Source organism: Ruegeria sp. CH10 (genome assembly GCF_056537125.1).
This window is the reverse complement of record NZ_JBQFQY010000004.1, coordinates 210,377-236,697: the sequence shown is the minus strand read 5'-3', so window position 1 is coordinate 236,697 and position 26,321 is coordinate 210,377. Positions and strand designations below refer to the sequence as shown.

Below are 26,321 nucleotides of genomic sequence, written 5' to 3'. Positions count from 1 at the left end.
ATATCCAAAATTTTTACGTCTTGGTTTTCTTTCCACCAATTTTCAAAAGAGAGACGACCTTGTCGCCCATTTTCATCAAGGTCGAGAGTTTGGATTTCGGCACAGACAACATCTGATCCGACCATTTGTCTGCGGTGTTCAAAAAGTCTTGCATGTTCTGCATACGCTCAAGCACGACGGGATTCAGATTCCGTTCCGTCTCGGCCTGCGACACGCACAAATCAATGGCGCGCATGGCGGGGTCAATCTCGCGCTCTTTGCGGCCTTTGGCGATGAGCAGGGCCATCTCCCAAACGTCGGTTTCAGCGCCAAAATGCTCGCGTCGATCACCGGGAACCGGAACACGGTGGATCAGCCGCCATCCGACCAGTTCCTTGAGCGAGTTTGATACGTTCGACCGGGCAATGCCCAACTCTTGCGAGATCTGTTCGGCATTCAAAGGCGTATCGCTGAGGTATAAGAGCGCGTGAATCTGCGCGACCGAACGGTTCACGCCCCATTGGCTGCCCATATCGCCCCAATACAAAATAAACTTGGATCGGGCAGACGATTCGGATATATCTGTTATTTCTGTCATAACAGAAATTAAGGGCAGATCGATAACGGAGTCAACACTCAGACGTTCGATTGACGTTTGCTGCCGTCAAAGTTGGGGTGGTCAGGTCACGACGATGCTCTTTACAAGTATACAAAAATACCCCATAAAAGGGATATTCAGGTATACTTGATCTATGAAAAGCACAGACGCGCATCGGATTTTGTCAGATTGGGGACGTAAGGGCCGGGTGGTCTTTACCACAGCTGACTTGCGCAAATTGTTCCCGGATGACACGGATCGGGCTTTTCGCAAGGGGCTTGATCGCCTGATAAAGTCGGGTGACCTCGTGCGGGCGGCCAATGGTGTTTTTGTCCATACAAGATCAAACAGGACAGGCATCGACCTTATCGAAGAGATCGCTGTCGCCATCCGCAGGGGCAGCTATTGTTATCTCAGCCTGGAATCTGCTTTGTCGGAGTATGGTATCATTTCTCAGATACCACTGGCGGGAATTACTGTGATGACCACAGGCCGGTCCGGGGTATTTCAAACCCCTTATGGCCGCATAGAGTTCACGAACACCAAGCGCAGCCCCTTGGACATTTTGGAAAACACGGTGGATGTGGGTCGGCCCTTGCGTCTTGCCACACCTACCGCCGCTCGGCGGGATTTGCTGCGTGTCGGGCGCAACACGCATTTGATTGATGAAGAGGCCTATGAAGACGTGATGAACGATGGTTGAGCAGGTTGACCTGAACGCGTTGGTTACGCTGGCCCTAAGGGAACAGCCTGACATGGCCGGCCTTGCGCCTGTCGTGACCAAAGAGCTGATACATTATGAAATCCTGTGGTGTCTGGATCGCGAGGGTTTCCTGAAAGATCTGGTGTTTCATGGCGGGACTGCCCTGCGTCTGTGTTATGGTGGCAACCGGTTAAGTGAGGACTTGGATTTCACCGGAGGACCGGACTTTAGTCAGGCGCAAATCGACGGCGTTGGGGCGGCGCTCGAAAAACATCTGACGGCCCGGTATGGGCTTGAGGTGTCGGTGCGCGATCCAAAGGCGCGGACTGAGGATGGCCGACCCGTCGAAGTGGACACCTGGCAGATCTCGGTCATTACGGATTCCGGCCGAAGGAACCTGCCGCGGCAGAAGATCAAGATCGACATCGCAACAATGGTTGCGCAGACCCGCGATGCCCAAGCCATCCTTAGCAATTACCCGGTGCTCCCGACCGGTCTTGGAAATCTTCTGGTTCCCACGATGAGCAAGGACGAGATATTTTCGAACAAGCTCGTCTCGCTTCCGGCGTCTGTGCATCAAAGGCGCATTCGCTTTCGCGATATCTGGGACCTTGGCTGGCTGCAACAAAATCAGGCTACGCTGAACCCCGATTGGCTTAGGGCACGGGTCGATGAATTTGGTCTTCAGGATTACCCTGAGCGCATAGACAGGACGAAATCCATGTTGCCCGCGTATTTGCAGGAAGGCGCGTTTGCTTCGGAGATGCGGCGGTTCCTGCCGCAGGACGTCGCATTGCGTACCATCGAGGACAGGGATTTTTTGACCTATCTGGAACGGACCGTTTCCGATTTGTTGGACAAAGCAGTGCGGGCCTATACTGGTGAGACGGCTGCCCAGGCGGACGCAATCCGGTTCAGGATGTAGGATTCACTGCAAACGCACACTGCCCGCGGTAAAAGACGGTCAGAGGCGGTTATCCCCAATTGTTTCGATCAGCGGTTGCAAGTGGGCCTCGTAGCGGCGCCATTTCTCTTTTGAGGTGGCATAAAGCGGCTGGCGTACTTGCTGAACGCTGGCCGTGCGTACCCGGCGTTTTCCAGTGTAAAACTCAAGGCAGTTGTCCGACCATTCCAGCCCGCAAAAATCGGTGATTCCGCGCGCGACCGTGTCAATGTCGTCGACCAGATCCTCGTACCGGATCGTATGAATTGCGCCCTCGGGCAGAACAGCCTGCCAGTGCTGCATCAGCCGCACATAAGAATTATAATACTGACCCAGCTCAACCTGATCATAGCTGTGTAGCTGGCTGCGTTCGAACAGGCGGGTGTAGCAGGACAGGCAGATATCCAGCGGATCGCGGGTGATGTGAATGATGCTGGCATTGGGCATCAACGCGTGGATCAGACCGACCAATTGGAAATTCGCGGGCATTTTGTCGACAACATGCGGCGCATCGGCGCCAAGCCGCGTGAGCATGGCGACGTAATCCTCGGCCCGCCGGGTCAGGTCAGCGCCTGTCATACCCGCAATTGCCTGCGGGACATTGGTGCGCCCGTCGGGCAGGTTGCCGAAAAGCTGCTGCAGATCGTTCAACTCGCCAGCCCCTGTGACCAGCGGATGGGCGTCCAGAATGGATTCCGTCAGAGTGGTGCCAGAGCGGGGCATGCCCAGTACAAAGATCGGCTTCGCGCTTGGAATGGCGCTGCGGCGCAGTTCGGCGATGCGATCTGCGTTGAAAGTTGCGATCAGAGCCTCGGTTAGCTTTTCGGTCTCGGCCGGATCGTAGTCGATCAGCGACCGTTTCAGCTTGGCCCCTTTTTCGAACTGCGCGAACGCCTCGTCATAGCGTTTGAGCTTTTCATAACTGTCGCCCATCGCGAAATGATAGGATACGGCCTTTTGCGGCAGCATTGCGTCGGCCTTTGGTAACGCGGCCTCAAGCGCCTGAAAGACGGGGCTGTCTTCGGTGATCTTGTCCAGCCGCACCAGCGCGATCTGTGCGCTCAGCGGATCATCCGAGGCGTCAGCTGCTGCATTGAACACTGCGCGCGCGCTGTCGAAGTCGCCCTGTTCCATTGCCAGATGCCCCAGAGCCAGCCGGCTGGAGGTCATGTCCGGTTTGAGCTCAAGCGCTCTGTTATAAAGGCGCTTGGCGGCCTCTACGTCCCCCAGATGCGCCTTGACCAAAGCCATTTGATGACAGGCGGCGGCGTTATCAGGGTCCAGCGACAGGGCCTGCTCGACTTCGATCAGGGCCAGTTTCGGATGGTTCTTTTCAAACAGAACCTGCGAGAGGCCCACAAAGCTGTCGGCTTTCTTTCCATCCAGGGAAATCGCATTGCGAAATGCGTTCTCGGCCTTGTCCAGATCGCTTTGCAGCATGAAGATCCGGCCGAAATTGCGATGAAGCTCGGGATCGTGCGGTGCGGATTTGGCGTGGGATTGGGCCACGGAACGCGCCGCCTCCACGTCTTCGAGTTCGATCAGGACGGAAATCAGGTTATTTGCCGTCTCGGAGGAGGCCGGGTTGATACGCAGGGCCTGCCGGTACCGCTCGGTCGCTTTGGCACGATCACCCAGATCGCGGGCGATACTGCCGAGGTTATTCAGTGCGCGGTCAAATTCCGGCGATATAGCCAGGGCCCGTTCCTGCGCCTGGCGGGCCGATTCCAGCTCTTCAAGGTCGTAGTAGACCAAGCCAAGGTTCGAATGCGCGGCGGCATGCCCCGGGGCCAGACGTACCGCCCGCTCACCAGTGGTCCGGGCTTGGTCCAGCTGTCCTGCGCTGCGCAAAATCTCGGTGTAATTCGCCAGGTAATTTGCATTGTCGGGGCGCAGTTGAATGGCTTGCGCCACCGCCTTGACCGCCGGATCGCTCTGGCCGGTCTGGAACGCAATAAGCCCCAGCATATGATGCGCGTCCGCGTGGTTGGGTGCGGTTTTGACGATTTCAGACAACAACGACACCGACTGTTGCAGCGCGCCTTTCTCATAGTGCGACATGGCCATCGCAAAGGCGTCCTGAATCGAAATCCGCTGCTGCTGCGCCGTCATGGATCGGCCTCCTCAAACTCGTTGCCCAATTGATTTGGGTGGTCGCTTATTACGCGTCAATTCATGGCTGGTAAACCAGCCCCGGCCCAGCGTCCATCGCTTTGAGTGTCAGGTTTGCCTCACCTGATGCCAGGCGTGAGGAATCCGGTGCTTGGGCAACTGCTCGCCTGCGCTGACAAGGTCGCCGACGCCTTTGCCGACTTCGACAATCCGCCCTGCAAAGGGCGAGCGCAGGATCGAGTTCTGTTAAATCGCCTGTTGCAGGATCTCAATCTCGTGCTGCGCGTTGTCGACGCTTTGGGTCAGATCGGCAATTTCCTGAGTGTTTCAAGCCCGGCGCGGCGCACGATGATGCTTTCGCCGGTGACTGTGGTCGGGATTGAGCCATACCAGCCCCATACCAATCCTGCGGTGATCAGTATGCCCAAACCGGTTAAGTCAAACCCGGATTTCGGCGGGATCACCGAACCAGCGTGTCCAGCTTATCAGCCGAAGATAGACGGTCGAGCGCGGCAGCACGGTAGATTTGTTCTTATCCCGATATATTTAACATAATACGCGTTACCCGATATACGCGATAGTTGACCGGATCACGGCGATCCATCATCCTGCACAGACAAAGACTGGCCCGGCGCTGAGATTTTGACGTTGCGGTTATGAATTTCAGCAAGGTCATATTATGCCCGATATTTCGCAAAAGCAGTATGTGTTGGACACACACAGGCTGCGTGATCCTGAACAGACGTTGCAGATCGTCGAACCGTTTCTCAAAACCATGGGCATTACCCGGATCGCAAACCTGACCGGGCTGGACCGGATTGGATTACCGACTGTTATGGTGTCCCGTCCCAATTCGAGGTCCGTCGCCGTATCGCTGGGCAAAGGGTTGTCCTTGGTGGCCGCCCGAGCCTCGGGCGTGATGGAGGCGGTTGAAGCGTGGCATGCCGAACGTGTTCAGGCCCCGCAGCGTCTGGCCCGGTTTTCAGATCTGAACGAAGAGGCATCCGTGGTTGACGTCGCGGGCCTGCCCCGGGTGACGGGTGGGCGATTTGATCCGAACCGCGATACACTTTGGGTTCAAGGCACGGATTTGGCCGCGGATCAGCCGTGTTGGGTGCCGCTGGAAATGGTGGATACGGATTATACGACGTCGCCACCTGCCGGAGGGCAAGGCGCTTTCCCACGCACGACCAACGGGCTGGCCTCGGGCAATAACCGGATCGAGGCCACCTGCCACGCAATTTGCGAACTCATTGAGCGGGATGCCACTACCCTATGGAGTCATCAGCCGGGCCTGCCACGTCTTGATCTGAGCAGCGTTGACCATCCGCTCTGCCTTGAAGCGATCGGCATGATCAAAAAGGCAGGGTTGGAGATTGGGGTTTGGGACACGACCTCGGACATCGGGGTTGCGTGTTTTCGCTGTGTGATCTGCGAGTCCGACGGACAGCCGGGGCATATCGGGATCGGGGATGGCTGCCACCCGGATCGGGCCATCGCCTTTCTGCGCGCCGTGACCGAGGCCGCCCAGACGCGGCTGACATATATCTCGGGTGCGCGTGATGATCTGGACCCGGCTGAGTTTACCGATCAGGCGAAAACAGAGCGGGCCCAATACATACGCGATCTGATCGACGACACCAAAGCGGATCAGAGCTTTCTTGACTGTCCTTCCATTGCGACAGGCTCTTTCGAAGAGGACCTTGCCGTGCTGTTGCAACGGCTGGCTGCGGTTGGGATCACGCAGGTTGTCTCGGTCGATCTGTCGCGGCCCGAGTTTGACGTTGCCGTGGTGCGTGCGGTTATCCCGGGTCTTGAGGCCCCCCATGACGATCCCGATTATGTAGCGGGCCCCCGGGCCGAGCGTATTCTGGCAGGTCAGTTATGAAGCCCGTTGTTTTTGTCGGCCCTACCCTGTCGCCCAAGGCCGTGTCCCAGCATTTGGATGCAAGGCTGTTGCCGCCTGTCCGGCAAGGGGATGTCTATCGGGTGGTCAAAGAAAACCCTCCGGCCATAGGCATTATCGATGGGTTTTTCGACGGCGTGCCCTCGGTCTGGCACAAGGAAATTCTCTGGGCGATGGAACAGGGCATCCCCGTGTTTGGCAGTGCAAGCATGGGCGCTTTGCGCGCCGCCGAACTGGCTGATTTCGGTATGATCGGTGTTGGTGCCATTTTTGAGGATTACCGCAGCGATGTGCTGCAGGATGATGACGAAGTGGCCGTTCTGCACAGCCCGGCTGAGCTTGGGTTTCAACCTCTCAGCGAACCCATGGTGTCGATCCGGGCCACGGTGGCAAAGGCCCAAAGCGACGGTGTATTGCCGCCCGATACAGCCACGCAAGTGCTAAGCCGCGCAAAGGCATTGCACTATCGCGAACGCATCTGGTCGGATATCCTTGGGTCCCTTCAGGATCAGCCAGGCGTGGATGATTTTGCGCACTGGCTGAAAGATGGGCGCGTTGATGCAAAGGCGACGGATGCGGTCGCCATGCTGCAAAAGATGGCTGATCATTTGGCAGGCACTCCCCTGCCCCCCATTGACACGGTCCGAACCGAACCAACGGTGATGTGGAAGGCGCTGCGGTCGCGCGTCGATGGAGAAACCGCATCAGATGCGGATGCCGTGATCGATGAGCTGCGGCTGCGGCCTGACCTTTATACCTCATTTCGCGACCGCGCCGTTTTGGCGCTGCTGGCCCGCGAAGAGACCACCCGACGCGGTCAGACGCCCGACCGTGCCGATCTGATCCGACAGATGGAGGCCCATCGCGGCGCCGCGGGTTTGACACGACGCGCTGATCTGATGGGCTGGATCGAAGACAACGATCTGACCCCCGAGCGCTATGAGGCAATGTTGACTGAAAGTGCCCAGACCGAGGCCGCCATCGCCGCGCGGGCCAACAGGTTACAGACGCAGCTGTTGACCCAGCTACGTCTGTCGGACGACTATCCAGAATTGCGCGACCGGGCCCGGAACAAGGCCCGATACACCGGTTCCGCCGGTCAGTCCGACGTGGATCGGTTAAGCCTTTTGGTTTGGTATTTTGAATCTCATCTTGACCAGGAGGTGCCCGATGATCTTGACTCTTACGCAGTGGCGCTGGGTCTGACCGGGCGCGATGCGTTTTATGAATTGATAAAAGCCGAGTATTTGTATCGCCAGAGGTCCTGCGACTAGGGGCCCGGCACCGGAGGGTATTACATGCACGACCCTGATCAGATCGAGGAGGAGCCGGGAACCCGGTTTTTACTTTACCCTCAGTCTCCTTTTCTGGAACCCGATGCACCGCTGGAACTTGTCGAAATTTCCGCCCCGCAGGGCAGTATTGGCCCGGGTCCGTCAGGCCCGCGCATGTACACGGTCAACCCGGTCGGAAAAACCACGCCCTATGGGGCGATTGTTCCGGGGCCCAACGGACCCGGTATGTATCTACCCCCCTGGGATGGATACATTCATCCCCCTGCCATGCCGGATGAGCTTGGCAATTTCATCCATATAGATCCGTCCGATCCCGCATTCGAAGCGGCCCATCTGTTTGGCTCGGCCCATTTTACCATGGATGTCTGGCAAGGCTATTTCGACCGCCCGATCCCCTGGCATTTCGCGCGGGATTTCGACCGGCTGGAGTTATCGCTGCTGCCCAGCCTCGACAATGCGCATATCGGATGGGGCTTTCTGGAAACCGGGGGAACACATGAACATGGGAATGAATACCGCCCCTACAGTCTGAACTTCGATGTGGTCGCGCATGAAATCGGGCATGCCATCATTTACAGCGTGATCGGAATGCCCTCGGACGGGGATGCGGGGGGTGAGTATTACGGGTTTCATGAATCTGCCGCAGATTTGGTGGCTTTGCTGGCGTCGTTGCATTTCGGGTCCGTGGTTGACGCATTGTTGGAGAACACGAAGGGAAACCTGTATTCGTTCAATCGTCTTAGCCGCTTTGCCGAATTGTCGGACAACGCCCAGATCCGTATGGCGGCCAATACCCGATCGCTGTCAGAGTTCGCTTCAGGATGGTCCAGCGAACACGCGCTGTCAGAACCGCTGACCGGAGCCATGTTCGACATATTTGTCGATATCTATCACGAACGGCTGCTGGTGCATGACCTGATCTCGGCCGAAGAAGAACACCTGTCTGACCAGTTGGAGGACTCGCCCAATTACAGCGAGGTGATGCAGGGCATTTTTGACGCCAGGTATGCAGAAAACCCCGAAGGGTTTCGCGTCGCTCTGCTTGAGGCGCGGGATTACCTTGGCACCTATCTGGCCGATGCATGGGAACGTCTGGATGCGGATATGCTCAGCTATTTCGGGGTAGAAAAAGCGCTGTTGGCCGTTGATCAGGAAATCACCGGCGGTGCCTTTCGCCGCATCATCGAAGGGAACTTTCGAATGCGCGATATCGGCCTGACAACCGCAGGACCGCGCGTGCCTGATCCCGAAGAAGACAGCCACTCAAACTCGGTCCGTACGCAGGTGCCGGGTGAATGACCAATTCCCTTTATTTTTGAACCGTTTTGTGGCATGCAAACCTAGGATGATTTTTGGATAATAAGCCCGGATTTTCTTGTTCGGGTGCATTTTAAAAAGGGGGAGATGAGGGTTCGGACTCCGTCGCTCCCACAATTGGGAGAGAGTGTTATGTCTGAGTCCCTTCTCAGTTTTTCAGAAGTGTTATTGTTTGGGCGAACAGTCGAAGAGATTAAAATCGACACGCAGACCAAGGTAAAAGCGGCGACCACGGCACCGCTCGACCCTTTGCAGGGTGACACCGTCGATGGTGTGCCGCTGAATGCCGGGGATCGTGTGCTGGTCAAGAACCAGGCCAAAGAGTCAGAGAACGGCATCTACACAGTTGCAGATGACGGTGACAATTCATGGTTCAACAAAACGCAATTCAAACGCGGCACGGTCATCAAGGTTAGACGTGGTACCCAGAAAGGTCTTTGGTTACAGGATGGTAACTTTGGTCTGGGCGAACAGAAATTCAAAGAAACGGACAAGCCCGGAAAACGGCGCGGTCAAAACAATCATTTGGCCGAACAACTGGATGATGATGCCCGGTTCGCCAGAATTTATGGCTTTGCCTATGAAGGCACGTACTATGAATTGCCTGAGCCCTGCATTTTCCTTGTGCATGGTGAGGGTGAAACAGCCACGATGGATAACGCGCCAGACACTCAAGGGGCTCGTGCGCCTGTCTCGCCCACTCTTTCAGGCGTTGCTTCTGCCGAGTACCAGATGGCCAACGATATCCGCGTCTGGGACTATGACAAGGCCGATTTCACCATCCGCATGGACGTGATGACTGGCCAGTTCGAACAGGTTCTGCTCGACATCTATTTCGGCTTTGACAGTCCTGCAATCAGCGGCGCCAAAGTATCGGGTGCCAAGGTGAGCGGTGCGAAAGTGTCCGGGGCCAAGGTCTCGGGTGCCAAAGTCAGCGGCGCGAAGGTCAGCGGGGCCAAGGCGCGCGGCGGCGACTAAGCCCGGCTGTTCAAGTTTCAGACCAAGGGCGCGTTGTTCACGCGCCCTTTTCTGTTCAGAACCCTGCCTTTTTCAGACCTTCGACAAAGTGCTGGGTGTCTTCTTCAAGACGATCCGGCAGAACCGCGCCCCAACGTTCGAGCGAGAAGTTGGGATGAGCAACCCGGTGTTTGTCCGCGATCTGACGGGCCAGGTCGGTTTGACCCAGCTGGGCGTAGCTGGCGGCCAGCATCCGCTGCCCCTCCGTCGGGTTGTTCATCTTGTTGACGGTTGCAATCACGTCGTCGTAGCGGCGCAGATTGTAGTAGGCCCCACCCAGATGCCACAGGTACTGATCCGGGAAATAGGGGTTCAGCCGCATCGCCTGCTGGATATGCGTGATCGCCGTTTCATTGTCGCCCGAATGGGCCAGAGCATCGGCAAAGTCGGAATGCATATCCGCATCGTTGGGATTAAGCGCCAAGGCCCGGCGATAAGACTGTAGCGCGGCGTCATGTTCCTTGCGGTACAGATGCACATAGCCCAGCTCTCCAAAACCGCGGGCATCGGTCGGGTCCAGCTCGATCGCGCGCTGCGCAAAGCTCAGCGCCTGATCCAGCGCGCTTGAGGGGTCCTCGGTCCAGGAATACCGCCAGTCGATATTCAGCGTACGTGACAACGCAGCGGCGGCGCGGGCATAGTTTTCATCCCGCGCCAAAGCGGACTGATAGAAATCCTGCGCTTTGCGATTGTCGTTCCGGGTGTATTTGAAAATATGATACTGGCCCTGCAACACCGACCCATATGCCTCAAGATCGGATGGGATCGACTGGATCATGCGCTGTTTTTCGTGGGATTCGATCATCACAGCTGTGGCCGCGACGATGCATTCTGTCACCTCGTCCAGAATATCGAAAATATCGTCGATCTTGCGGTCAAACCGCTCACCCCAGATGGTTCGTTCCGAGGTTGCGTCCACCAGTTCTGCAGAGATGCGAATGCGGCTGGCCGAGCGTCTGACGCTGCCACGGGCGACATAGCGCACGTTCAGCTTTTGCGCGGCCTCCTTTGGCGACATGGACTGCGTTTTGAAGAAAAATGACGAGTTCCGCGCAATGACGAAAAGATTGCGGAACTTGGACAGGTTCATGATGATGTCGTCGGTCAGACCTTCGGCAATCCAGCTGTCGGATTCGTCCCCGCCCTGGCTGCTGAAAGGCAGAATGGCGACCGAGGGCGTATCGGGGCGTTCCAGAATGTCGCCCGGCACATCCGGACGCATTGTCCCGGCCATTGTTGCCCCGGCGACCTCGCTGCGGACGCAGTAGGTCGAGACGGGCGAGAGGATGTTCTTGAGCTGCTTGGGCCCCAGAAACTCATAACCATAACGCAGCCGGTTGCAGACCTGATCATAGACAGCTGAGCTGACATAGACCCGTTCCGGTTCCGCGATTTCCTGAAGTCGGGCGGCGATATTGACGTTGTCGCCATGGATGCCGCGATCGTCGATCAGGATTTCACCCAGATGCACACCGGCCCGGAAATTGATTCGCTGATCATCGGGGCGGGATTGATTGTGCTGGCTGGCGATGCGGTGCAGCTCTACACCGAATTCCACCGCGCTGGTGGCCGTTTCGAACAGCGCCAGAACGCCGTCCCCGCGCACCTCGACCACGCGGCCCTGAAAGGCCGCGCAGGTTTCTTCCAGCTGCGTCATCAGTGATTTCAGCGCGTTATATGTATCGAGCTCATTCTCGCTCATGAGGCGAGAATAGCCGACAACATCGGCGAACAAGACCGCGCCCAGCTTTTGTGTAATTGATGGATTTGAACTTGAAGTGTTCACAATAGATACTCGTCTGGTCGTCCGTACTCGAACCCTGCCGTCATTTTATAACAAGAAATGCTTTTGCAATCTGAGAGCAAAATCACACCTGTTACGAACCATTGCCGATTTGCGGAGGCCAGGACCACGTCGATGCGTCGCCTGATCCAAACGTCACGACCGTTTTCGGGTCAAGCTCCTGCGCCAAAGCCGCGCGCCGGTCCAGCCAGTCCTGCCTGAGAATGCCGACCACGACCATATCGTGAAATGCCCCATCCGTATACCAGGCTTGCCGCATGGTCCCTTCAACCCGACATCCCAACCGTTCTACCAGATCACGGCTGATATGATTGTCATCCCGATAGTAGGACGTTAGCCGGTTCAAGCCAAGCTGCCGAAATGCGAAGTCAACCAATAGCGCGGTTGCCCGTATCGCAATTCCAAGACGCCGCGATGATTTTTCGACAAACATGGCCATGATGGCGTCGCGGTTGATGGGCGAAATCGCCTCAAGACCAGTTAGCCCAAGCAGGTCACCATTTGCCGACTCGACGACGAACCAGGATTTTCCCTTGCTGCCGGACGGGTCAAACGCATCGGACCATGAATCTTCGGTTTGGGCTTGGTTGAATGGAATGCGGGACGTGCGGTCAAATCTGGCCAGATCATCAATGTTCTGAAACCAGGGTGTAATGACCTCTAGATCCGCCTTCTCCAATGGACGCATTCTGAATACGCTGCTGGATGTATCTGGCAATGGATCAACTACCTTTAAATGAATTTTGAGAATATGGGCGCAACCCTAACACAATTATCCGAAAAACATGAAATCCCAAAATGAGTGTTCCGGCGGAATTGCACCGACCGTGGTTTTCGGGGACCAAAGCCCAAACGGAAACCGGCCCGCCTGAAACAGGCGGACCAGTCTACCGTGAGCTATATGTGTCTTTTTAGCATTTCGGGTTTCACCTTAGACAGGTAAAACCCCAAAGCTTTAGTCGTACAAAACGGCCGAGATTTTCGGGTCGTCCATGTTCGACGCGTCATAGTAGTAGAAGCCGGTGTCGATCAGTGATGGAACCTCTTCACCGTTCAGCGCGGCAACCGCTGCCTTGACCGTTTCATAGCCGATGCCAACCGGGTTCTGCGTGATCGCACCCGTCATCAGACCGCTTTTGATTGCGTCTTTCTGGGCCTTGCCGCTGTCATAGCCGATGATGACCAGACCCTCGGTGCCCAGTTCCTGCACACCGTTCACCACACCGATGGCCGAGCCTTCGTTGGTGCCGAAGATGCCATTCAGGTCCGGGTTCGCGGTCAGGATCGCCTTGGTCACCTCGGTCGATTTCAGGTGGTCACCCTGTCCGTATTGAACGGTGACAACTTCGATGTCCGGGTATTTCTCGGCCATGCGATTGACGAAACCGTCGCGGCGGTCGATCCCGGTGCGGCTGGTCTGGTCATGTGCCACAACGGCCACTTTGCCTTTGCCGCCCAGTTTCTCGGCCATCTTGTCTGCGGCCAGACCGGCCGCTGCAAGGTTGTCGGTTGTTGCGGTCGAAAGCGGGATGTCGCTGTCGACGCCACTGTCAAAGGCGATGATCGGAATACCCTTGTCATTGGCCTGCTTCAGCAGCGGGATTGCCGCCTGACTGTCCAGTGCCGCAAAGCCGATGGCCTTGGGGTTGTTGGCCAGCGCTGCCGCCAGCATGTCGATCTGGCGGTCTACCATGGTCTCGTTGTCGGGGCCTTCAAAGGTGATGGTGACGTTGTATTCATCGGCGGCCTGTTCGGCGCCCGATTTCACAGCCTGCCAGAACTGGTGCTGAAAGCCTTTGGAGACCAGCGGGATATAGATATCCTCAGCTGCCGCCATCGAGGCCGGGCCCGCAATCGTGGCCGCGCTGAGCGCACCCAGTAGGAAACGACGTGTAAACATGTTTTTCTCCTCCACTGTTTGTCGTTGTGTCTTTGCTTTGTTCAACCGGATTTCTTGCGCCGCGCCATGTCGGCGTAGACGGCCAGAATGATGATCGCGCCGGTGACAACTGTCTGCCATTCCTGCGCCACGGACAGGACGCGCAGCCCGTTGGTCAGCACCGCCATGATCAGCGCGCCGATCAGAGTACCCAGAATGGTCCCGCGCCCACCCGACAGGGACGTGCCGCCAATCACCACGGCCGCGATGGCCTCAAGCTCGTATCCCAGACCCAGCGCCGGTTGCGCCGAGTTCAGGCGCGAGGCGATCAGGATGCCGCCGATGCCGCAGATGGCGCCCGCCAGTGCATAAATGCGCATCTTCCACGCGTCGGTGTTGACACCCGACAGGCGCACGGCCTCTTCGTTCGATCCCAGCGCAAAGGTATAGCGGCCCAGAACCGTGCGGCTGAGGATGTAGGATGCCGCAATCGCCACCAGGAACAGGATCAGCACGCCGTTCGGGATAGGCAGTGCCGGAAACACTTCTCCGATCAGTGACCCGCGCGAGATTTGGTCGAATCCCGGCGTGTCATTGAAATAGATCGGTCGTGTGCCCGAGATGACCAGCGACAGACCCTTGAGGATCAGCATCATGCCTAGTGTGGCAATAAAGGGCGGGATTTTCATCTTGGCCACGAATGTACCCGAGCAAAGCCCGCAGAAAGCCCCCGCCGCAATCGCTGCTGCGACGCCCAGCAACAAGGGCATTCCCAGATAGGTCAGCACGACCCCCGCGATCACTGCGCAGAAGGTCATCAGCGTCCCCACGGACAGGTCGATCCCGCCGGTGATGATGACCAGAGTGGCCGCCACAGCCAAAACTCCGTTCACCGAGGTCGCCTGCAGAATCGCAATCATGTTCGAGGTTTGCATGAAATTCGGCGACGCGATTGAAAACCCGATCAGCAATGCGATCAGACTGGCGAAGGCCAGCAGCTTTTGATAGGCGCCGCTTTCCGACAGACCCGCAAGGGGTTTCTTTTTGTCGATATCCGTAGCTGTGGTCATTGGACTGTCCCTGTTACCTGCATCGCCGCCTCACGCTGGGTGGCCAGATGCATGATGTCTTCCTGAGTGGTGTCTTTTCCGCCGGGCAGGATGCCGGTCAGGCGGCCTTCGCACATCACCGCGATACGATGGCTCAGCCGCATGATCTCGGGCAGTTCCGACGAGATCACGATGATGGTCTTGCCCTGTTCGGCCAGTTCTTCGAGCAGTTTGTAGATCTCGGACTTTGCACCCACGTCGATGCCGCGAGTCGGTTCGTCAAAGATCAGGATGTCGCAATCGCGCAGCAGCCATTTTGCAATGACAACCTTTTGCTGGTTGCCGCCTGACAGCAGCCGCACCTCTTGCACATCTGACGGGGTGCGAATGCCCAGCTGGGCAATATAGCCTTTGGCGGTGGTGCTGATTTCACTGTCGTTCAGAACCCCTCCGGTCCCGGTGAACAGGTCCATCGACGCCAAGGCGATGTTGTCACGCACGTTCATACCCGTGGCCAGACCAAAATGCTTGCGATCCTCGGACAGGTATCCGATCCCGGCGCGCACGGCGTCTTTGGGCGATTTGATCGACACCTCTTTGCCATGCACCCGGATTTCGCCGCCCTCTTTCGGGTCGGCCCCGAATATGGCGCGGGCAACTTCGGTGCGCCCTGCCCCCATCAAACCGGCAAAGCCCAGAATCTCGCCCTTTTGAACGGAAAAGCTGACATCCCTGATCTCTTTACCGCGGGTCAGACCCTTGATTTCCAATGAGACCTCAGCACCCCCCAGATCGGGAACGTCCAGCGGTTCTTCGTTCACCTCGCGGCCCACCATCATCGCGATGATCTGGCTGATCGGTGTCTCAGACGCCCCAACGGTGCCCACATATTCGCCGTCGCGCATGACGGTGACACGATCGGCGATCTGCTTCAGCTCATCCATTTTGTGGCTGATATAGACGATCCCCACGCCTTCGGCCTTGAGGCGGCGGATGATCACGAACAGCTCGGCAATCTCGGCGTCATTCAGGGCTGCCGTGGGTTCGTCCATGATCAGAACCTTGGACCGATAGGACAGTGCCTTGGCAATCTCGACCATCTGCTGTTTGGCGATGGTCAGGCTGCCAACCAGCGTTCTGGGGTCCAGATTCAGGTTCATCGAGGCAAAGATTTCGGCCGTTTGCGCATTCAGCGCGGCCTCATCCAAACGCCCAAAGCTTTTGCGCGGTTCGCGTCCGATAAAGATGTTCTGCGCCACGGTCAGATCGTTCATCAGGCTCAGTTCCTGATGGATGATGCCGATACCCAGATCCTGCGCTTCGCGCGGGGTGGTCGGACTGACCGACTGACCCCCGATCACCAGATCACCGCCATCCCGCTGATAAATACCCGACAGGATTTTCATCAGCGTACTTTTCCCGGCCCCGTTCTCGCCCATCAGCGCGTGAACTTCGCCCGGGAACAGATCGAACTGCACGGATTTCAGCGCGTGCACGCCGGGGAAATACTTTTCGATCCCCGTCATATCGACCAGTTTTGTCATGTCTTCTCCCATATTGCCCCTCTCCCCAAGGGCGTGACGCAGGCTACATCACTGCGCCGATCTGCCAGGGCACGAACTCGACCCCGCCAAATCCAAGTTCCTCGCTTTTGGTTTTCTCGCCCGAGGCGACACGGATCAGAATCTCGAACAATTCCTCGCCCTTGGCCTCGATGCTGACCCCGTCGGTGACGATGTCCCCGCAGTTCAGGTCCATGTCGTCGGCCATGCGGGCGTACATTTCGGAATTGGTCGCCAGTTTGATGCATGGCGTCGGCTGGTAGCCAGAGACCGAGCCCCTGCCGGTCGTGAACACGATCAGGTTCGACCCCGACGCCACCTGCCCGGTGACCGAGCACGGGTCGAAACCGGGGCTGTCCATGAAGACAAAACCGGATTGGTCCACGATCTCGCCAAATTTGTAGACGCCGCGCAAAGGGGCGGTGCCGCCCTTGGCCACTGCGCCCAGCGACTTTTCCAGAATGGTCGTCAGCCCGCCGCGCTTGTTGCCGGGGCTGGGGTTGTTGTCCATCTCACCGCCATTGCGCTCGGTATAATCTTCCCACCAGTGGATGCGCTCAATCAGCTGTTCACCGACCTCCACCGTTTCGGCCCGCCGGGTCAAAAGGTGTTCTGCGCCGTAGATTTCCGATGTCTCGGACAGGATCGTGGTGCCGCCATGGCGCACCAGAAGGTCCGACGCATATCCCAAAGCAGGATTCGCGGTGATCCCGGAATACCCGTCCGATCCGCCGCACTGCATCCCCACAGTGATATGACGGATTGGCGCGGGTTGCCGCGTGACCTGATTGGCCAGCTCGGCAATCCCTTGCACCTCTTTCAGCCCGCGTTCGATGGTCCGGCGCGTGCCGCCCTCGTTCTGGATCGTCATATAGCGCAAGGCGCCATCTGGCCGGATTGGGCGGCCCCCCACCAGATCGGCGACTTGCATCACTTCGCAACCCAGACCGATCAGCAGAATACCTGCGAAGTTCGGATGCTGCGCATAGCCCGCCAGGGTGCGGAACAGCGTGGCATAGCCCTCATCGGTCGCAGACATGCCACAGCCGGTGCCGTGAACGATCGGAACGATGCCATCCACGTTGGGATAGGCATCCAGAAGGCCGGACTTGTTGGCGGCCTCGGCAATAAAGCGGGCGACCGATCCGGAACAGTTTACCGTTGTCAGAATGCCGATATAGTTCCGCGTCCCGACCTTGCCATCCGCGCGGTGATAGCCCTGAAAGACGCGGTCGGACTGGATGCTTGGCAGCGGTGTATTGGCGCTGGCATGGGCATAGTCCTGCTGGTGATCGCCCATACCAAGGTTCTGCACATGGATATGTTCGCCTGGCGCAATATCCGCTTTGGCCTGCCCGATGATCTGCCCATAGCGAATCACATTCTCGCCCGCAGCAATTGCGGCGGTTGCGATTTTGTGCCCGCGTGACACCGATCCCAACAATGGAACCGGTACGCCCTCTGGCTGATCGCCCGAGGACAAGTCCCGCAAAGCAATAACAAGATTGTCATCCGGGTTCAGCTTGATCACGTCCCGCATACCGGCCGTTGCGTCTTTTGTTTGTTCGTCTGCTTGCATCGTTTTCCCGCTTGCTTGCCCAAACTGCTAAGCCGTGAAGACAGTCTTGTCAACTAACATGTTAGTATGCTAGGCCAGCCGTTATGAACAAACCTCAGGATATTGATGCGACCCTTCTGCGGGACATCACAACGACCGAAGGGTCGCTGGCGCAGCGCGTTTATCTGGCGATCAAGCAAGCGATCCTCGCGCTTGATTTTCCGCCTGGTGCGAATCTGAGAAAGGCGCCGATCTGCGAACAGTTGGGCGTGTCGCGCGCACCTGTTTCCGAGGCGATCGCGCGATTGGCTGCCGAAGGGCTTGTCGATGTGGTGCCGCAATCGGGCACGCGCGTCTCATATTTCTCGATGACCGAGATTCATGAGGGGGCATTCCTGCGCGAAGCGCTTGAGCTGGCCGCTGTCGCCAAGGTTGCGCGCGACCTGACCGATGACCAGCGCAAGAAACTGAGCCGCAACATGCGCCTTCAGGAACTGCTGATTGAAGATGACGACATTCCCGGCTTTTACCAGGCGGACGAAGATTTCCACGCGCTGCTGATGGAGTTTACCGGTATCACACGCCTGCCAGACGTGGCGCAGACGGTCTCGCTGCAGGTGAATCGTGCGCGTATGTTGTTGCTGCCGAAACCGGGCCGGATTGCGGAAACTCTGGCCGAACATCGCGCGATTCTTGAGGCGATCAGCAACAACGACGCGTCTGCGGCGCAGCAGGCCATGCATGATCATCTGGGGCAGTTGATGCCCCGGATCGAACTGCTGCAACAGCAGCAACCGCATTTGTTCAACACCACTCCCCAACCCAGACGAGAGGCAGGATGACCGTTTCGCAAACCGAATTACTGAACCACCGGACCGCACGACCGGTGCCTCTGACCCGCATGGGGTTTGGCGGCGCGCCGTTGGGCAATCTTTATCGCAAAGTTTCGGACGAAGATGCGCAGGCGGCGCTGCAAGCAGCCTATGATGCAGGCATCCGTTTTTTCGACACGGCGCCGCAATACGGGCTGGGCCGGTCCGAACACCGTTTTGGCGAGGCCATCGCCCGGTTTGGCCGTGAAAACATCCAGCTGTCGACCAAGATCGGGCGTCTGTTGCTGGATTGCGAGCCGCATGAGGTCACACCCGAAGCCTTCGTGGATGTGCCGCAAAAACGCATTGTGTTCGACTATACCTATGACGGGGTGATGCGATCCTATGAGGCCAGCCGCGAGCGGATTGGCGTGGCCAATGCCGATATTCTGCTGGTCCATGATGTCTGCGTCTTCAGCCAGGGCAGTCAGGAAATGTCCGATGCAAAGGTCCGAGAGCTGTTCGACGGCGGCGGCTACAAAGCCCTGACCGAACTGCGCGCCGCCGGAGAGATTGCCGCGATCGGTGCCGGTGTGAACGAATGGCAGGTCTGCGAACGGCTTTTGGGTCTGGGCGATTTCGACGGGTTCCTGCTGGCCGGTCGCTATACGCTGCTGGAGCAGGAGGCGTTGGACAGTTTCCTGCCGCTCTGTGAAAAGCGCGACGTGGGGATCATTCTGGGCGGGCCCTATAACTCCGGCATTCTGGCGACCGGCGCAGTGCCCGGAGCCAAGTACAACTATGCCGATGCGCCCGATGACATTTTGGACCGCGTGCGCAAGATCGAAGCGGTTTGCGCCGCGCATGACACCCCGCTGATTGCGGCTGCGCTGCAGTTTGTACTGGGCCATCCCTGCGTCAAAACCGTGATCCCCGGTGCCGTAAACGCGGCTGAGGTGCAGGCCAATGTCGCCCTGCTGGATCGCGAGATTCCGGCCGCGCTGTGGTCTGATCTGCGCGGCGAGGGTCTGATCCGCGCAGACGCGCCGCTGCCGGGTGAAGCCGCCCATGCTGCGTAATATCGACCCCATCCTGTCGCCCGAACTGCTGCACGCCCTGCGGGCCATGGGCCATGGCGATGAAATCGTGATTGCGGATGCGAATTTTCCGGGTTCAAGCACTGGTCCAACCTGTATTCGCGCCGATGGGTCCTCGGCCAGTGAGATTCTGCGCGCGGTGCTGTCGGTTATGCCCTTGGACAGTTTCGTGCACGACCCGGCGCTGACCATGCAGGTGGTCGGCGATCCGGACGCGGTGCCCGAGGCGGTTGCCGATTTCCAGACCATCATCGACGCCACGGCGGACAACCCGGCCCGCGTGCAGGGGCTGGAACGCTTTGCCTTTTACGATCGCGCGGCCAGTGCCTTTGCCATTGTGCAGACGGGTGAGCGACGCCTGTACGGCAATATCATCCTCAAGAAGGGCGTCGTTGGATGAGGATCGACGCACATCAGCATTTCTGGGCTGTGGCACGGGGTGACTATGGCTGGCTGACACCAGAACTGACGGCCCTGTATCGCGATTTCACACCTCAGGATCTGACGCCTTTGCTGGCAGCCGCAGGTATTGACGCGACTGTGCTGGTACAGGCTGCCCCCACGGTGGCCGAGACGGAATACATGTTGTCTCTGGCCGATCAGAACCCGTTTATCAAAGGTGTGGTCGGTTGGGTCGATTTTGAGGCTGCCGATGCCCCCGCACAGATCGCGGCATTGACCGCGCATCCGGCCTTGGTCGGGTTGCGGCCGATGATTCAGGACCTTCCGGACCCGAACTGGATGATCGCCGACGCTTTGACCCCTGCCTTTGAGGCGCTGCATAGCCACGATCTGACCTTTGATGCCCTGACCCTGCCGCAGCATCTGGCGCCCTTGCGCCAATTGCTGGCCCGCCACCCAAAGATGCGTGTGGTGATCGACCACGGATCGAAGCCGTTGATCCGCGACGGCGTCCTGTCGGGCTGGGCCGAAGACATGGCTGCTTTGGCCCGCGATACCGGCGCTTATTGCAAGCTCAGCGGTTTGGTGACCGAGGCCGCAGGCGACTGGACCATCGACGATCTGCGCCCCTATGTGGATCACTTGCTGACCACCTTCGGGCCCCAGCGTCTGATCTGGGGCAGCGATTGGCCGGTCTGCACCCTGGCCAGCAGCTATGACCGATGGGTCGCCACAACCGATGCGCTGCTTGCGGCGCTGACACAATCCGAACGCGATGCGATCCTGGGTGGGAATGCGGCGCGTGCCTATAACCTCAGGACCTGACATGACGAATATGAATTTGGACTCTGCCGGGCTGTGGCTTGGCCGAATAGAGCGGCCCGGTATCGGCCCCTGCGTTGTAACCCTGCGGGATGGCCAGTTGGTGGACATCACCGCCAAGGCTGCCCCGACAACACGCGATATTCTGGAGCGCGAGGATACTGCAGATTATGTGCGCTCTGCGCCGGGTCAGGCGATTGGGCCGCTGGACGGCGACCACATCTGGCTGGCCCCCTGCGACCTGCAATCTGTCAAAGCCTGCGGTGTGACCTTCGCCGGATCAATGGTTGAACGGGTGATCGAGGAACAGGCCGCAGGCGATCCCGCCAAGGCCGAGGCCATCCGCACACGTATCGGGGCGCGGATCGGTGATAGCCTGTCAAATGTCGTGCCGGGGTCCGAGGCTGCGGCAGAGGTCAAACAAGCTCTGATCGAAGAGGGGTTGTGGAGCCAGTATCTTGAGGTCGGCATCGGCCCCGATGCCGAGGTGTTTTCCAAGGCACAGGTTCTGTCCTCGGTGGGCTTTGGGGCGGATGTGGGCCTGCACCCGATCTCGACCTGGAACAACCCCGAGCCCGAGGTTGTTCTGGCGGTCACCTCACAGGGTCAGATCAAGGGCGCGACGCTGGGCAATGACGTGAACCTGCGCGATGTCGAAGGGCGCTCGGCCCTGCTGCTGAGCAAGGCCAAGGACAACAATGCCTCCTGCGCCATTGGCCCGATGATCCGGCTGTTTGACGACAGCTACACCTTGGATGATGTGCGCCAGGCGGAACTGACGCTGACGGTTTCCGGACCGGATGGGTTCGTTCTGAACGGTAGCTCATCCATGTCGCAGATCAGCCGAGACCCTGCCGATCTGGTGGGCCAGACCGTCGGGCGGCATCATCAGTACCCCGATGGGTTCATGCTGTTTCTGGGCACACTGTTTGCCCCGACGCAGGATCGCGACACGCCCGGTGGCGGGTTCACCCATAAGCTGGGCGATGTTGTCACCATTGCCAATGACAAATTGGGCGCGCTGACCAACACAGTGCGCCTGTCGACAGAGTGCCCGGAATGGACCTTCGGGGCCTCTCATCTCATGCGAAACCTGGCCCAACGCGGCCTGCTATAAGAAAGCGAAGATCATGTTGATCGGAAAACACCTGATTGCCGGCGACTGGGTCGGCTCGGACGCAACCTTTGCCTCGGAACCCGCGCATGGCCCCAGCCATGACTTTCCCGTTGGAACCCCCGCGCTGGTCGATGCCGCCGTCGAGGCAGCGGAAGAGGCATTCGCCACATATGGCTGGTCTACCCGGGGCCAGCGCGCCACCCTGCTGCGCAAGATCGCAGATGAGATCGACGCGCGGGGCGATGCCATTACAGAGATCGGCACTCAGGAAACCGGCCTGCCCGAAGCCCGTCTTCAGGGCGAACGGGGTCGCACCGTGGGTCAGCTGCGTCTGTTTGCCGACCATATCGAACAGGGCGGCTATTTGGACATGCGCCACGACCCGGCCATGCCCGACCGCGCGCCCCTGCCCCGCCCTGACCTGCGAATGATCCAGCGCCCACTGGGTCCGGTGGCAGTGTTTGGCGCATCGAACTTCCCGCTGGCCTTTTCGGTCGCGGGTGGGGATACCGCTGCGGCCCTTGCCGCGGGGTGCCCGGTTGTGGTCAAGGGCCATTCGGCCCATCCCGGCACGGGTGAGATCGTTGCGCAGGCCATCGACGCGGCGATCAAAGCCTGCGGCGTGCATCCCGGCGTGTTCTCTCTGGTGCAGGGCGGCAAGCGTGATGTGGGCACCCGTCTGGTGCAGCACCCGCTGATCCGTGCGGTGGGTTTCACCGGCAGTCTGGCGGGCGGGCGCGCGCTGTTCGACCTGTGCGCACAGCGCGACGAACCCATTCCGTTTTTTGGCGAGCTGGGCTCGGTCAACCCGATGTTCATCCTGCCGCAGGCCGCATCCGCACGTGGGGCACAGATCGGGACAGGTTGGGCCGGTTCGCTGACCATGGGTGCGGGTCAGTTCTGTACCAATCCGGGCATCGCCGTCATTATCGACGGCCCCGAGGCGGATGCGTTTCAGGCCGCGGCCGAGGCGGGCCTAACGGCTACCGCCGACCAGACCATGCTGACCGACGGTATCGCCGATGCCTATCGCGATGGCGTATCGCGGGTTGCCGCTGGCACCGGCGTGACCCAGATCATGGGCACAAGCTGCGAAACCCGTGACGCCGCGCCCTATCTGTTCTCGGTTTCCGGCGATGACTGGCTGGCTGATCGCAAGCTGCAGGAAGAGGTGTTCGGCCCTCTGGGTATCGTCGTGCGCGTCCGTGATGCGGCCCAGATGCAGCAAATCGCCCGCGCCATCGAAGGGCAACTGACCTGTACGCTGCACCTGGACGATGGCGACACCGCCGACGCGCAGGCCCTGCTGCCGTTGTTGGAGCGCAAGGCAGGCCGTTTGCTGGCCAACAGTTTCCCCACCGGGGTCGAGGTCTGCGACAGCATGGTGCATGGCGGCCCCTACCCCGCCTCAACCAATTTTGGGGCGACATCCGTGGGTACGCTGTCCATCCGGCGGTTCCTGCGGCCTGTGTGCTATCAGGACATCCCGGCCAATCTGCTGCCAGAGCAGGTGTAACCGACGCGGAATATGTTCTGACGCTCAGAACCATGGAAACAAAAAAGCCCCGGCTCGAACGACCGGGGCTTTTTCTTGGTTCAGAGCGGGATCATTCCGGCCATGGCAGAGAGTAGGTTTTGACGTTTGTGAAGAACTTCATCGCTTCGATGACGCCTTCCTTGACGCCGTTGCCGCTGTCTTTGATGCCGCCGAAGGGGGACATTTCGATGCGGTAGCCAGGTTGTTCCCAGATGTTGCAGGTGCCCACGTCCAGACCGTTGATATAGGCAATCGCGCGGTTCAGGTCGTTGGTGCACACGCCCGAGGACAGGCCAAACTCGGTGCTGTTGGAAATCGCCATCACCGCCGCGTCATCGTCCGGCACGCGGACGATGGGCACGATGGGGCCAAAGGTTTCCTCCATCACCAGCTCGCTGTCATGGGGCACCTTGTCGACCACGATGGGCGGCAGCAGCGCGCCCTGACGGCCGGGGTGATAGAGGATTTCCGCCCCTTCCTTTTCAGCCTGATAGACGCGGTTTTCAAAGATCTCGGCCGCCTTGTCGTCGATCACGCAGCCCAGTTCGGTCGCAGGGTCCTGCGGGTCGCCGAACTTGATCTTTTTGGCCTTCTCCAGCACCAGCGGCACGAACTTGTCCGCCACGCTGTCCTGCACCAGAATGCGTTTGATCGCGGTGCAGCGCTGGCCCGAGTTGCCGGTGGCCCCGGCCACGGCGATGGTGGCGGCCTTGTCCAGATCGGCATCACTGAGGTCGTTCAGTACGATCAGGGGATCATTTCCGCCCAGCTCCAGCGCCTGCCGTTTGTACCCCGCTTTCGAGGCGATCATCTTGCCCACCGGCACGCCACCGGTGAAGGTGATGATGTCGATATTGTCATTGGTGATCATCTCGTCGCCAATGTCTTGCGGCCAGCCGGTGACCACCTGAAACATCTCGGGCGGCAGGCCGGCTTCGTACAGAATATCCGCCAGCGTCAGGCAGGTCAGCGGCGTCAGCTCGGTCGGTTTGCATACCATGCAGTTGTTGGTCGCAATGGCGGGCGCGATCTTGTGGCTGACCATGTTCAGCGGGTGGTTGAACGGGGTGATCGCGCTGATGGCCTTAACCGGCTCGCGCTTGGTGAAGATCTTGCGCGCCTTGCCGTTATGGGTCAGGTCGCAGGAAAAAATCTCACCATCATCCTTCAGCGCCTCGGCGGCGGCGAACTGGTAGACGTCCTGCGCGCGCTTGGTCTCATAGATCGCGTGCTGGTGGCAGATACCCAGTTCCAGCGTCAGCCATTTGGCCAGGTATTCGCGGCGCTCGCCGATCAGCTCGCCGGCGCGTTGCAGAATCTGGCTGCGCTCATACCGGGTCAGTTTGGGGGTGTAGTTCGCCGCGATCTCAAACGCCTTGCGCGCGTGCTCGGCCGTGCCCGCGGGCACATGGCCGACCACCTCGTTGGTATAGGGATAGTGCACGGGGACGGTGGCCTCGGTAAAGACCACCTCGCCGCCGATGCGCATGCCCTCATTGCGGATTTCAGAGCTGTTCATGGTCCCGTCCATTTACTGAGCCGCCGCTGTGGTGGCGTAGAAAAACGCGTCGAAATTGCGCAGCTCGGGCGCGTTGCCCAGATCGATGACGCGGTTGACGATAAAGGGAACCTCCTGCTCGGTCAGGCCCCCATGGCTGCGCAGCGGCTCTTTCAGCGCGGCCAGATCGTGGCGGTCGGCCGAGGTGCCGATGGTCATGTTCTCGCCCGAGATCATGACGATGTCCCCAATCCGGTCGGCGGGCAGCTCAAAGCGGCGGATCGCCTCTTCCTTGTCGACCACCAGGATCATGTCGTCAATTGCATCGAGTTTGGCCATGATGTCGGCCTTGTCCGCACCTTCGGGCAGATAGGCGGTGGCGAACGCGCCAAGCGCGCCGTGATGCACCACATAGGGGTCGGTGATCGGCAGGATCACACGGGCCTGACCTTCGCCCAGCCATTCGTCCATCAGGTCCTGCGCATAGATCACGTTTGGCTCGCCCGCTGCGTTATGCTTGGGCTTCATGCCGTGGTCTGCGGTGACGACGATGGCCGCACCCAGCTCATCCAGCTGCGCCAGATACTTGTCGAACATGGCATAGAAATCCAGCGCGCCCTGCTGTTCGGGGGCGAATTTGTGCTGGATGTAGTCCGTGGTCGACAGATACATAATGTCGGGCTTGAATTCCTTCAGCAGCTTGACGCCCGCGGCAAAGACAAATTCGGACAGCTCAGCGGAATAGACCTCGGGCACCGGCATGCCCAGCCAATCGCTGGCATTGTCGATGCCGTGCTCGGCCTTCGTCGTCTCACCCGAACGTTCGGACGAGAACGCCACCGCGCGATCTTCGTCGAACTTCAGCCCCGCGCCCAGCAGCGCGCGCAGCTTGTCCTTGGCGGTGACCATGGCAACGCGATACCCGGCCTCGTAAAACTGCGAGAAGATGGTCGGCGCGCGCAGGAACCGCACATCGTTCATCATCACCTCTTCGCCGCTGTCGGGGTCGATCAGGTAGTTGCCGCAGATGCCATGCACGCTGGGCGGGCGGCCAGTTGCGATGGACAGGTTGTTGGGGTTGGTGAACGACGGGATCACCGAATGCGCCAGACGGTCGGTGCCGGTCTCGCGAATGCGCTTGAGCGTCGGCATCAGGCCCTTGGCGATTGCCACTTCCAGATATTCCGGCTCGCATCCGTCCAGACAGATCGCAATCGCAGGAACCTTGGGTGCAGGGTAAACCCGCTCATTCGCTGTGATAGGGGTGTGAATGGTCATTTGGGGGTCCTTGGTAAGGGCGCTTTTGCGCCTGAG

At 59.0% G+C, this 26,321-nt stretch carries 23 protein-coding genes; 13 read left to right on the top strand and 10 right to left on the bottom strand.

Annotated elements, in window-relative coordinates; translation table 11 throughout:
* Positions 1-13: 13 nt before the first annotated feature.
* Complete coding sequence (locus ACRZ94_RS13960; RefSeq protein ID WP_480797591.1) at positions 14-511, bottom strand: GbsR/MarR family transcriptional regulator; 498 nt, start codon at positions 509-511, stop codon at positions 14-16.
* A 220-nt stretch (positions 512-731) separates the two neighbouring features.
* Here ACRZ94_RS13960 and abiEi point away from each other — a divergent pair, with 220 nt between their 5' ends.
* Positions 732-1,280: a type IV toxin-antitoxin system AbiEi family antitoxin gene (gene abiEi / locus ACRZ94_RS13955; RefSeq protein ID WP_480797590.1), complete on the top strand. Its 549-nt coding sequence runs from the start codon at positions 732-734 to the stop codon at positions 1,278-1,280.
* Complete coding sequence (locus ACRZ94_RS13950; protein ID WP_480797589.1) at positions 1,273-2,205, top strand: nucleotidyl transferase AbiEii/AbiGii toxin family protein; 933 nt, start codon at positions 1,273-1,275, stop codon at positions 2,203-2,205. The genes abiEi and ACRZ94_RS13950 overlap by 8 nt, the downstream gene beginning before the upstream one ends.
* 39 nt (positions 2,206-2,244) lie before the next feature.
* On the opposite strand, the gene ACRZ94_RS13945 is transcribed toward ACRZ94_RS13950, so the two are convergent.
* Complete coding sequence (locus ACRZ94_RS13945) at positions 2,245-4,335, bottom strand: tetratricopeptide repeat protein (protein WP_480654318.1); 2,091 nt, start codon at positions 4,333-4,335, stop codon at positions 2,245-2,247.
* Between the two features lie 147 nt (positions 4,336-4,482).
* On the opposite strand from ACRZ94_RS13945, the gene ACRZ94_RS13940 reads away from it, so the two are divergent.
* The 5 genes from ACRZ94_RS13940 to ACRZ94_RS13920 all read left to right on the top strand — a co-directional run bounded on the left by ACRZ94_RS13940 (position 4,483) and on the right by ACRZ94_RS13920 (position 9,831).
* Positions 4,483-4,890 (top strand): hypothetical protein, encoded by a 408-nt coding sequence (locus ACRZ94_RS13940; protein WP_480797588.1) that lies wholly within the window; start codon positions 4,483-4,485, stop codon positions 4,888-4,890.
* Positions 4,891-5,014: 124 nt separating this feature from the next.
* Positions 5,015-6,223, top strand: a complete 1,209-nt coding sequence (locus ACRZ94_RS13935; protein WP_480654314.1) for a YcaO-like family protein — start codon at positions 5,015-5,017, stop codon at positions 6,221-6,223.
* A complete protein-coding gene (locus ACRZ94_RS13930; protein ID WP_480654312.1) occupies positions 6,220-7,515 on the top strand; it encodes a TfuA-like protein in 1,296 nt (431 codons plus the stop codon). Before ACRZ94_RS13935 ends, ACRZ94_RS13930 begins: the two co-directional genes overlap by 4 nt.
* A gap of 24 nt (positions 7,516-7,539) precedes the next feature.
* Positions 7,540-8,835 carry a gluzincin family metallopeptidase gene (locus ACRZ94_RS13925; RefSeq protein ID WP_480797587.1) on the top strand — a complete coding sequence of 432 codons (1,296 nt, stop codon included), beginning with the start codon at positions 7,540-7,542 and terminating at the stop codon, positions 8,833-8,835.
* 84 nt (positions 8,836-8,919) lie between these two features.
* Positions 8,920-9,831: a hypothetical protein gene (locus tag ACRZ94_RS13920; protein ID WP_480654308.1), complete on the top strand. Its 912-nt coding sequence runs from the start codon at positions 8,920-8,922 to the stop codon at positions 9,829-9,831.
* 55 nt (positions 9,832-9,886) lie between these two features.
* On the opposite strand, the gene ACRZ94_RS13915 is transcribed toward ACRZ94_RS13920, so the two are convergent.
* The 6 genes from ACRZ94_RS13915 to ACRZ94_RS13890 all read right to left on the bottom strand — a co-directional run bounded on the left by ACRZ94_RS13915 (position 9,887) and on the right by ACRZ94_RS13890 (position 17,743).
* Positions 9,887-11,656 (bottom strand): adenylate/guanylate cyclase domain-containing protein, encoded by a 1,770-nt coding sequence (locus tag ACRZ94_RS13915; RefSeq protein WP_480654306.1) that lies wholly within the window; start codon positions 11,654-11,656, stop codon positions 9,887-9,889.
* A gap of 91 nt (positions 11,657-11,747) precedes the next feature.
* On the bottom strand, positions 11,748-12,362 hold the full coding sequence (locus tag ACRZ94_RS13910; protein WP_480654304.1) for a GNAT family N-acetyltransferase: 615 nt from the start codon (positions 12,360-12,362) through the stop codon (positions 11,748-11,750).
* A 267-nt stretch (positions 12,363-12,629) separates the two neighbouring features.
* On the bottom strand, positions 12,630-13,574 hold the full coding sequence (locus ACRZ94_RS13905) for a substrate-binding domain-containing protein (protein ID WP_480797586.1): 945 nt from the start codon (positions 13,572-13,574) through the stop codon (positions 12,630-12,632).
* A gap of 41 nt (positions 13,575-13,615) precedes the next feature.
* Positions 13,616-14,623: an ABC transporter permease gene (locus ACRZ94_RS13900; protein WP_480654300.1), complete on the bottom strand. Its 1,008-nt coding sequence runs from the start codon at positions 14,621-14,623 to the stop codon at positions 13,616-13,618.
* Positions 14,620-16,146, bottom strand: coding sequence for a sugar ABC transporter ATP-binding protein (locus ACRZ94_RS13895; RefSeq protein ID WP_480797585.1), 1,527 nt, complete (start codon positions 16,144-16,146; stop codon positions 14,620-14,622). The genes ACRZ94_RS13900 and ACRZ94_RS13895 overlap by 4 nt, the downstream gene beginning before the upstream one ends.
* 43 nt (positions 16,147-16,189) lie before the next feature.
* Positions 16,190-17,743, bottom strand: a complete 1,554-nt coding sequence (locus tag ACRZ94_RS13890) for a UxaA family hydrolase (RefSeq protein WP_480797584.1) — start codon at positions 17,741-17,743, stop codon at positions 16,190-16,192.
* An 83-nt stretch (positions 17,744-17,826) separates the two neighbouring features.
* On the opposite strand from ACRZ94_RS13890, the gene ACRZ94_RS13885 reads away from it, so the two are divergent.
* The 6 genes from ACRZ94_RS13885 to ACRZ94_RS13860 are packed head-to-tail and all read left to right on the top strand — an operon-like array spanning position 17,827 to position 23,488.
* Positions 17,827-18,564 carry a GntR family transcriptional regulator gene (locus tag ACRZ94_RS13885; RefSeq protein ID WP_480797583.1) on the top strand — a complete coding sequence of 246 codons (738 nt, stop codon included), beginning with the start codon at positions 17,827-17,829 and terminating at the stop codon, positions 18,562-18,564.
* A complete protein-coding gene (locus ACRZ94_RS13880) occupies positions 18,561-19,613 on the top strand; it encodes an aldo/keto reductase (protein ID WP_480654292.1) in 1,053 nt (350 codons plus the stop codon). Before ACRZ94_RS13885 ends, ACRZ94_RS13880 begins: the two co-directional genes overlap by 4 nt.
* Positions 19,603-20,031: an RbsD/FucU family protein gene (locus ACRZ94_RS13875; RefSeq protein ID WP_480797582.1), complete on the top strand. Its 429-nt coding sequence runs from the start codon at positions 19,603-19,605 to the stop codon at positions 20,029-20,031. Before ACRZ94_RS13880 ends, ACRZ94_RS13875 begins: the two co-directional genes overlap by 11 nt.
* Positions 20,028-20,858: an amidohydrolase family protein gene (locus ACRZ94_RS13870; RefSeq protein ID WP_480797581.1), complete on the top strand. Its 831-nt coding sequence runs from the start codon at positions 20,028-20,030 to the stop codon at positions 20,856-20,858. The genes ACRZ94_RS13875 and ACRZ94_RS13870 overlap by 4 nt, the downstream gene beginning before the upstream one ends.
* 1 nt (position 20,859) lies before the next feature.
* Positions 20,860-21,972 carry a fumarylacetoacetate hydrolase family protein gene (locus ACRZ94_RS13865; protein ID WP_480654286.1) on the top strand — a complete coding sequence of 371 codons (1,113 nt, stop codon included), beginning with the start codon at positions 20,860-20,862 and terminating at the stop codon, positions 21,970-21,972.
* Between the two features lie 13 nt (positions 21,973-21,985).
* Positions 21,986-23,488: an aldehyde dehydrogenase (NADP(+)) gene (locus ACRZ94_RS13860; protein ID WP_480797580.1), complete on the top strand. Its 1,503-nt coding sequence runs from the start codon at positions 21,986-21,988 to the stop codon at positions 23,486-23,488.
* Positions 23,489-23,579: 91 nt separating this feature from the next.
* On the opposite strand, the gene phnY is transcribed toward ACRZ94_RS13860, so the two are convergent.
* Entirely contained in the window at positions 23,580-25,028 is a 1,449-nt protein-coding gene (phnY, locus tag ACRZ94_RS13855; protein WP_480654282.1) for a phosphonoacetaldehyde dehydrogenase, read from the bottom strand.
* A 12-nt stretch (positions 25,029-25,040) separates the two neighbouring features.
* Positions 25,041-26,285 carry a phosphonoacetate hydrolase gene (gene phnA / locus ACRZ94_RS13850; RefSeq protein ID WP_480654280.1) on the bottom strand — a complete coding sequence of 415 codons (1,245 nt, stop codon included), beginning with the start codon at positions 26,283-26,285 and terminating at the stop codon, positions 25,041-25,043.
* Positions 26,286-26,321 lie beyond the last annotated feature (36 nt).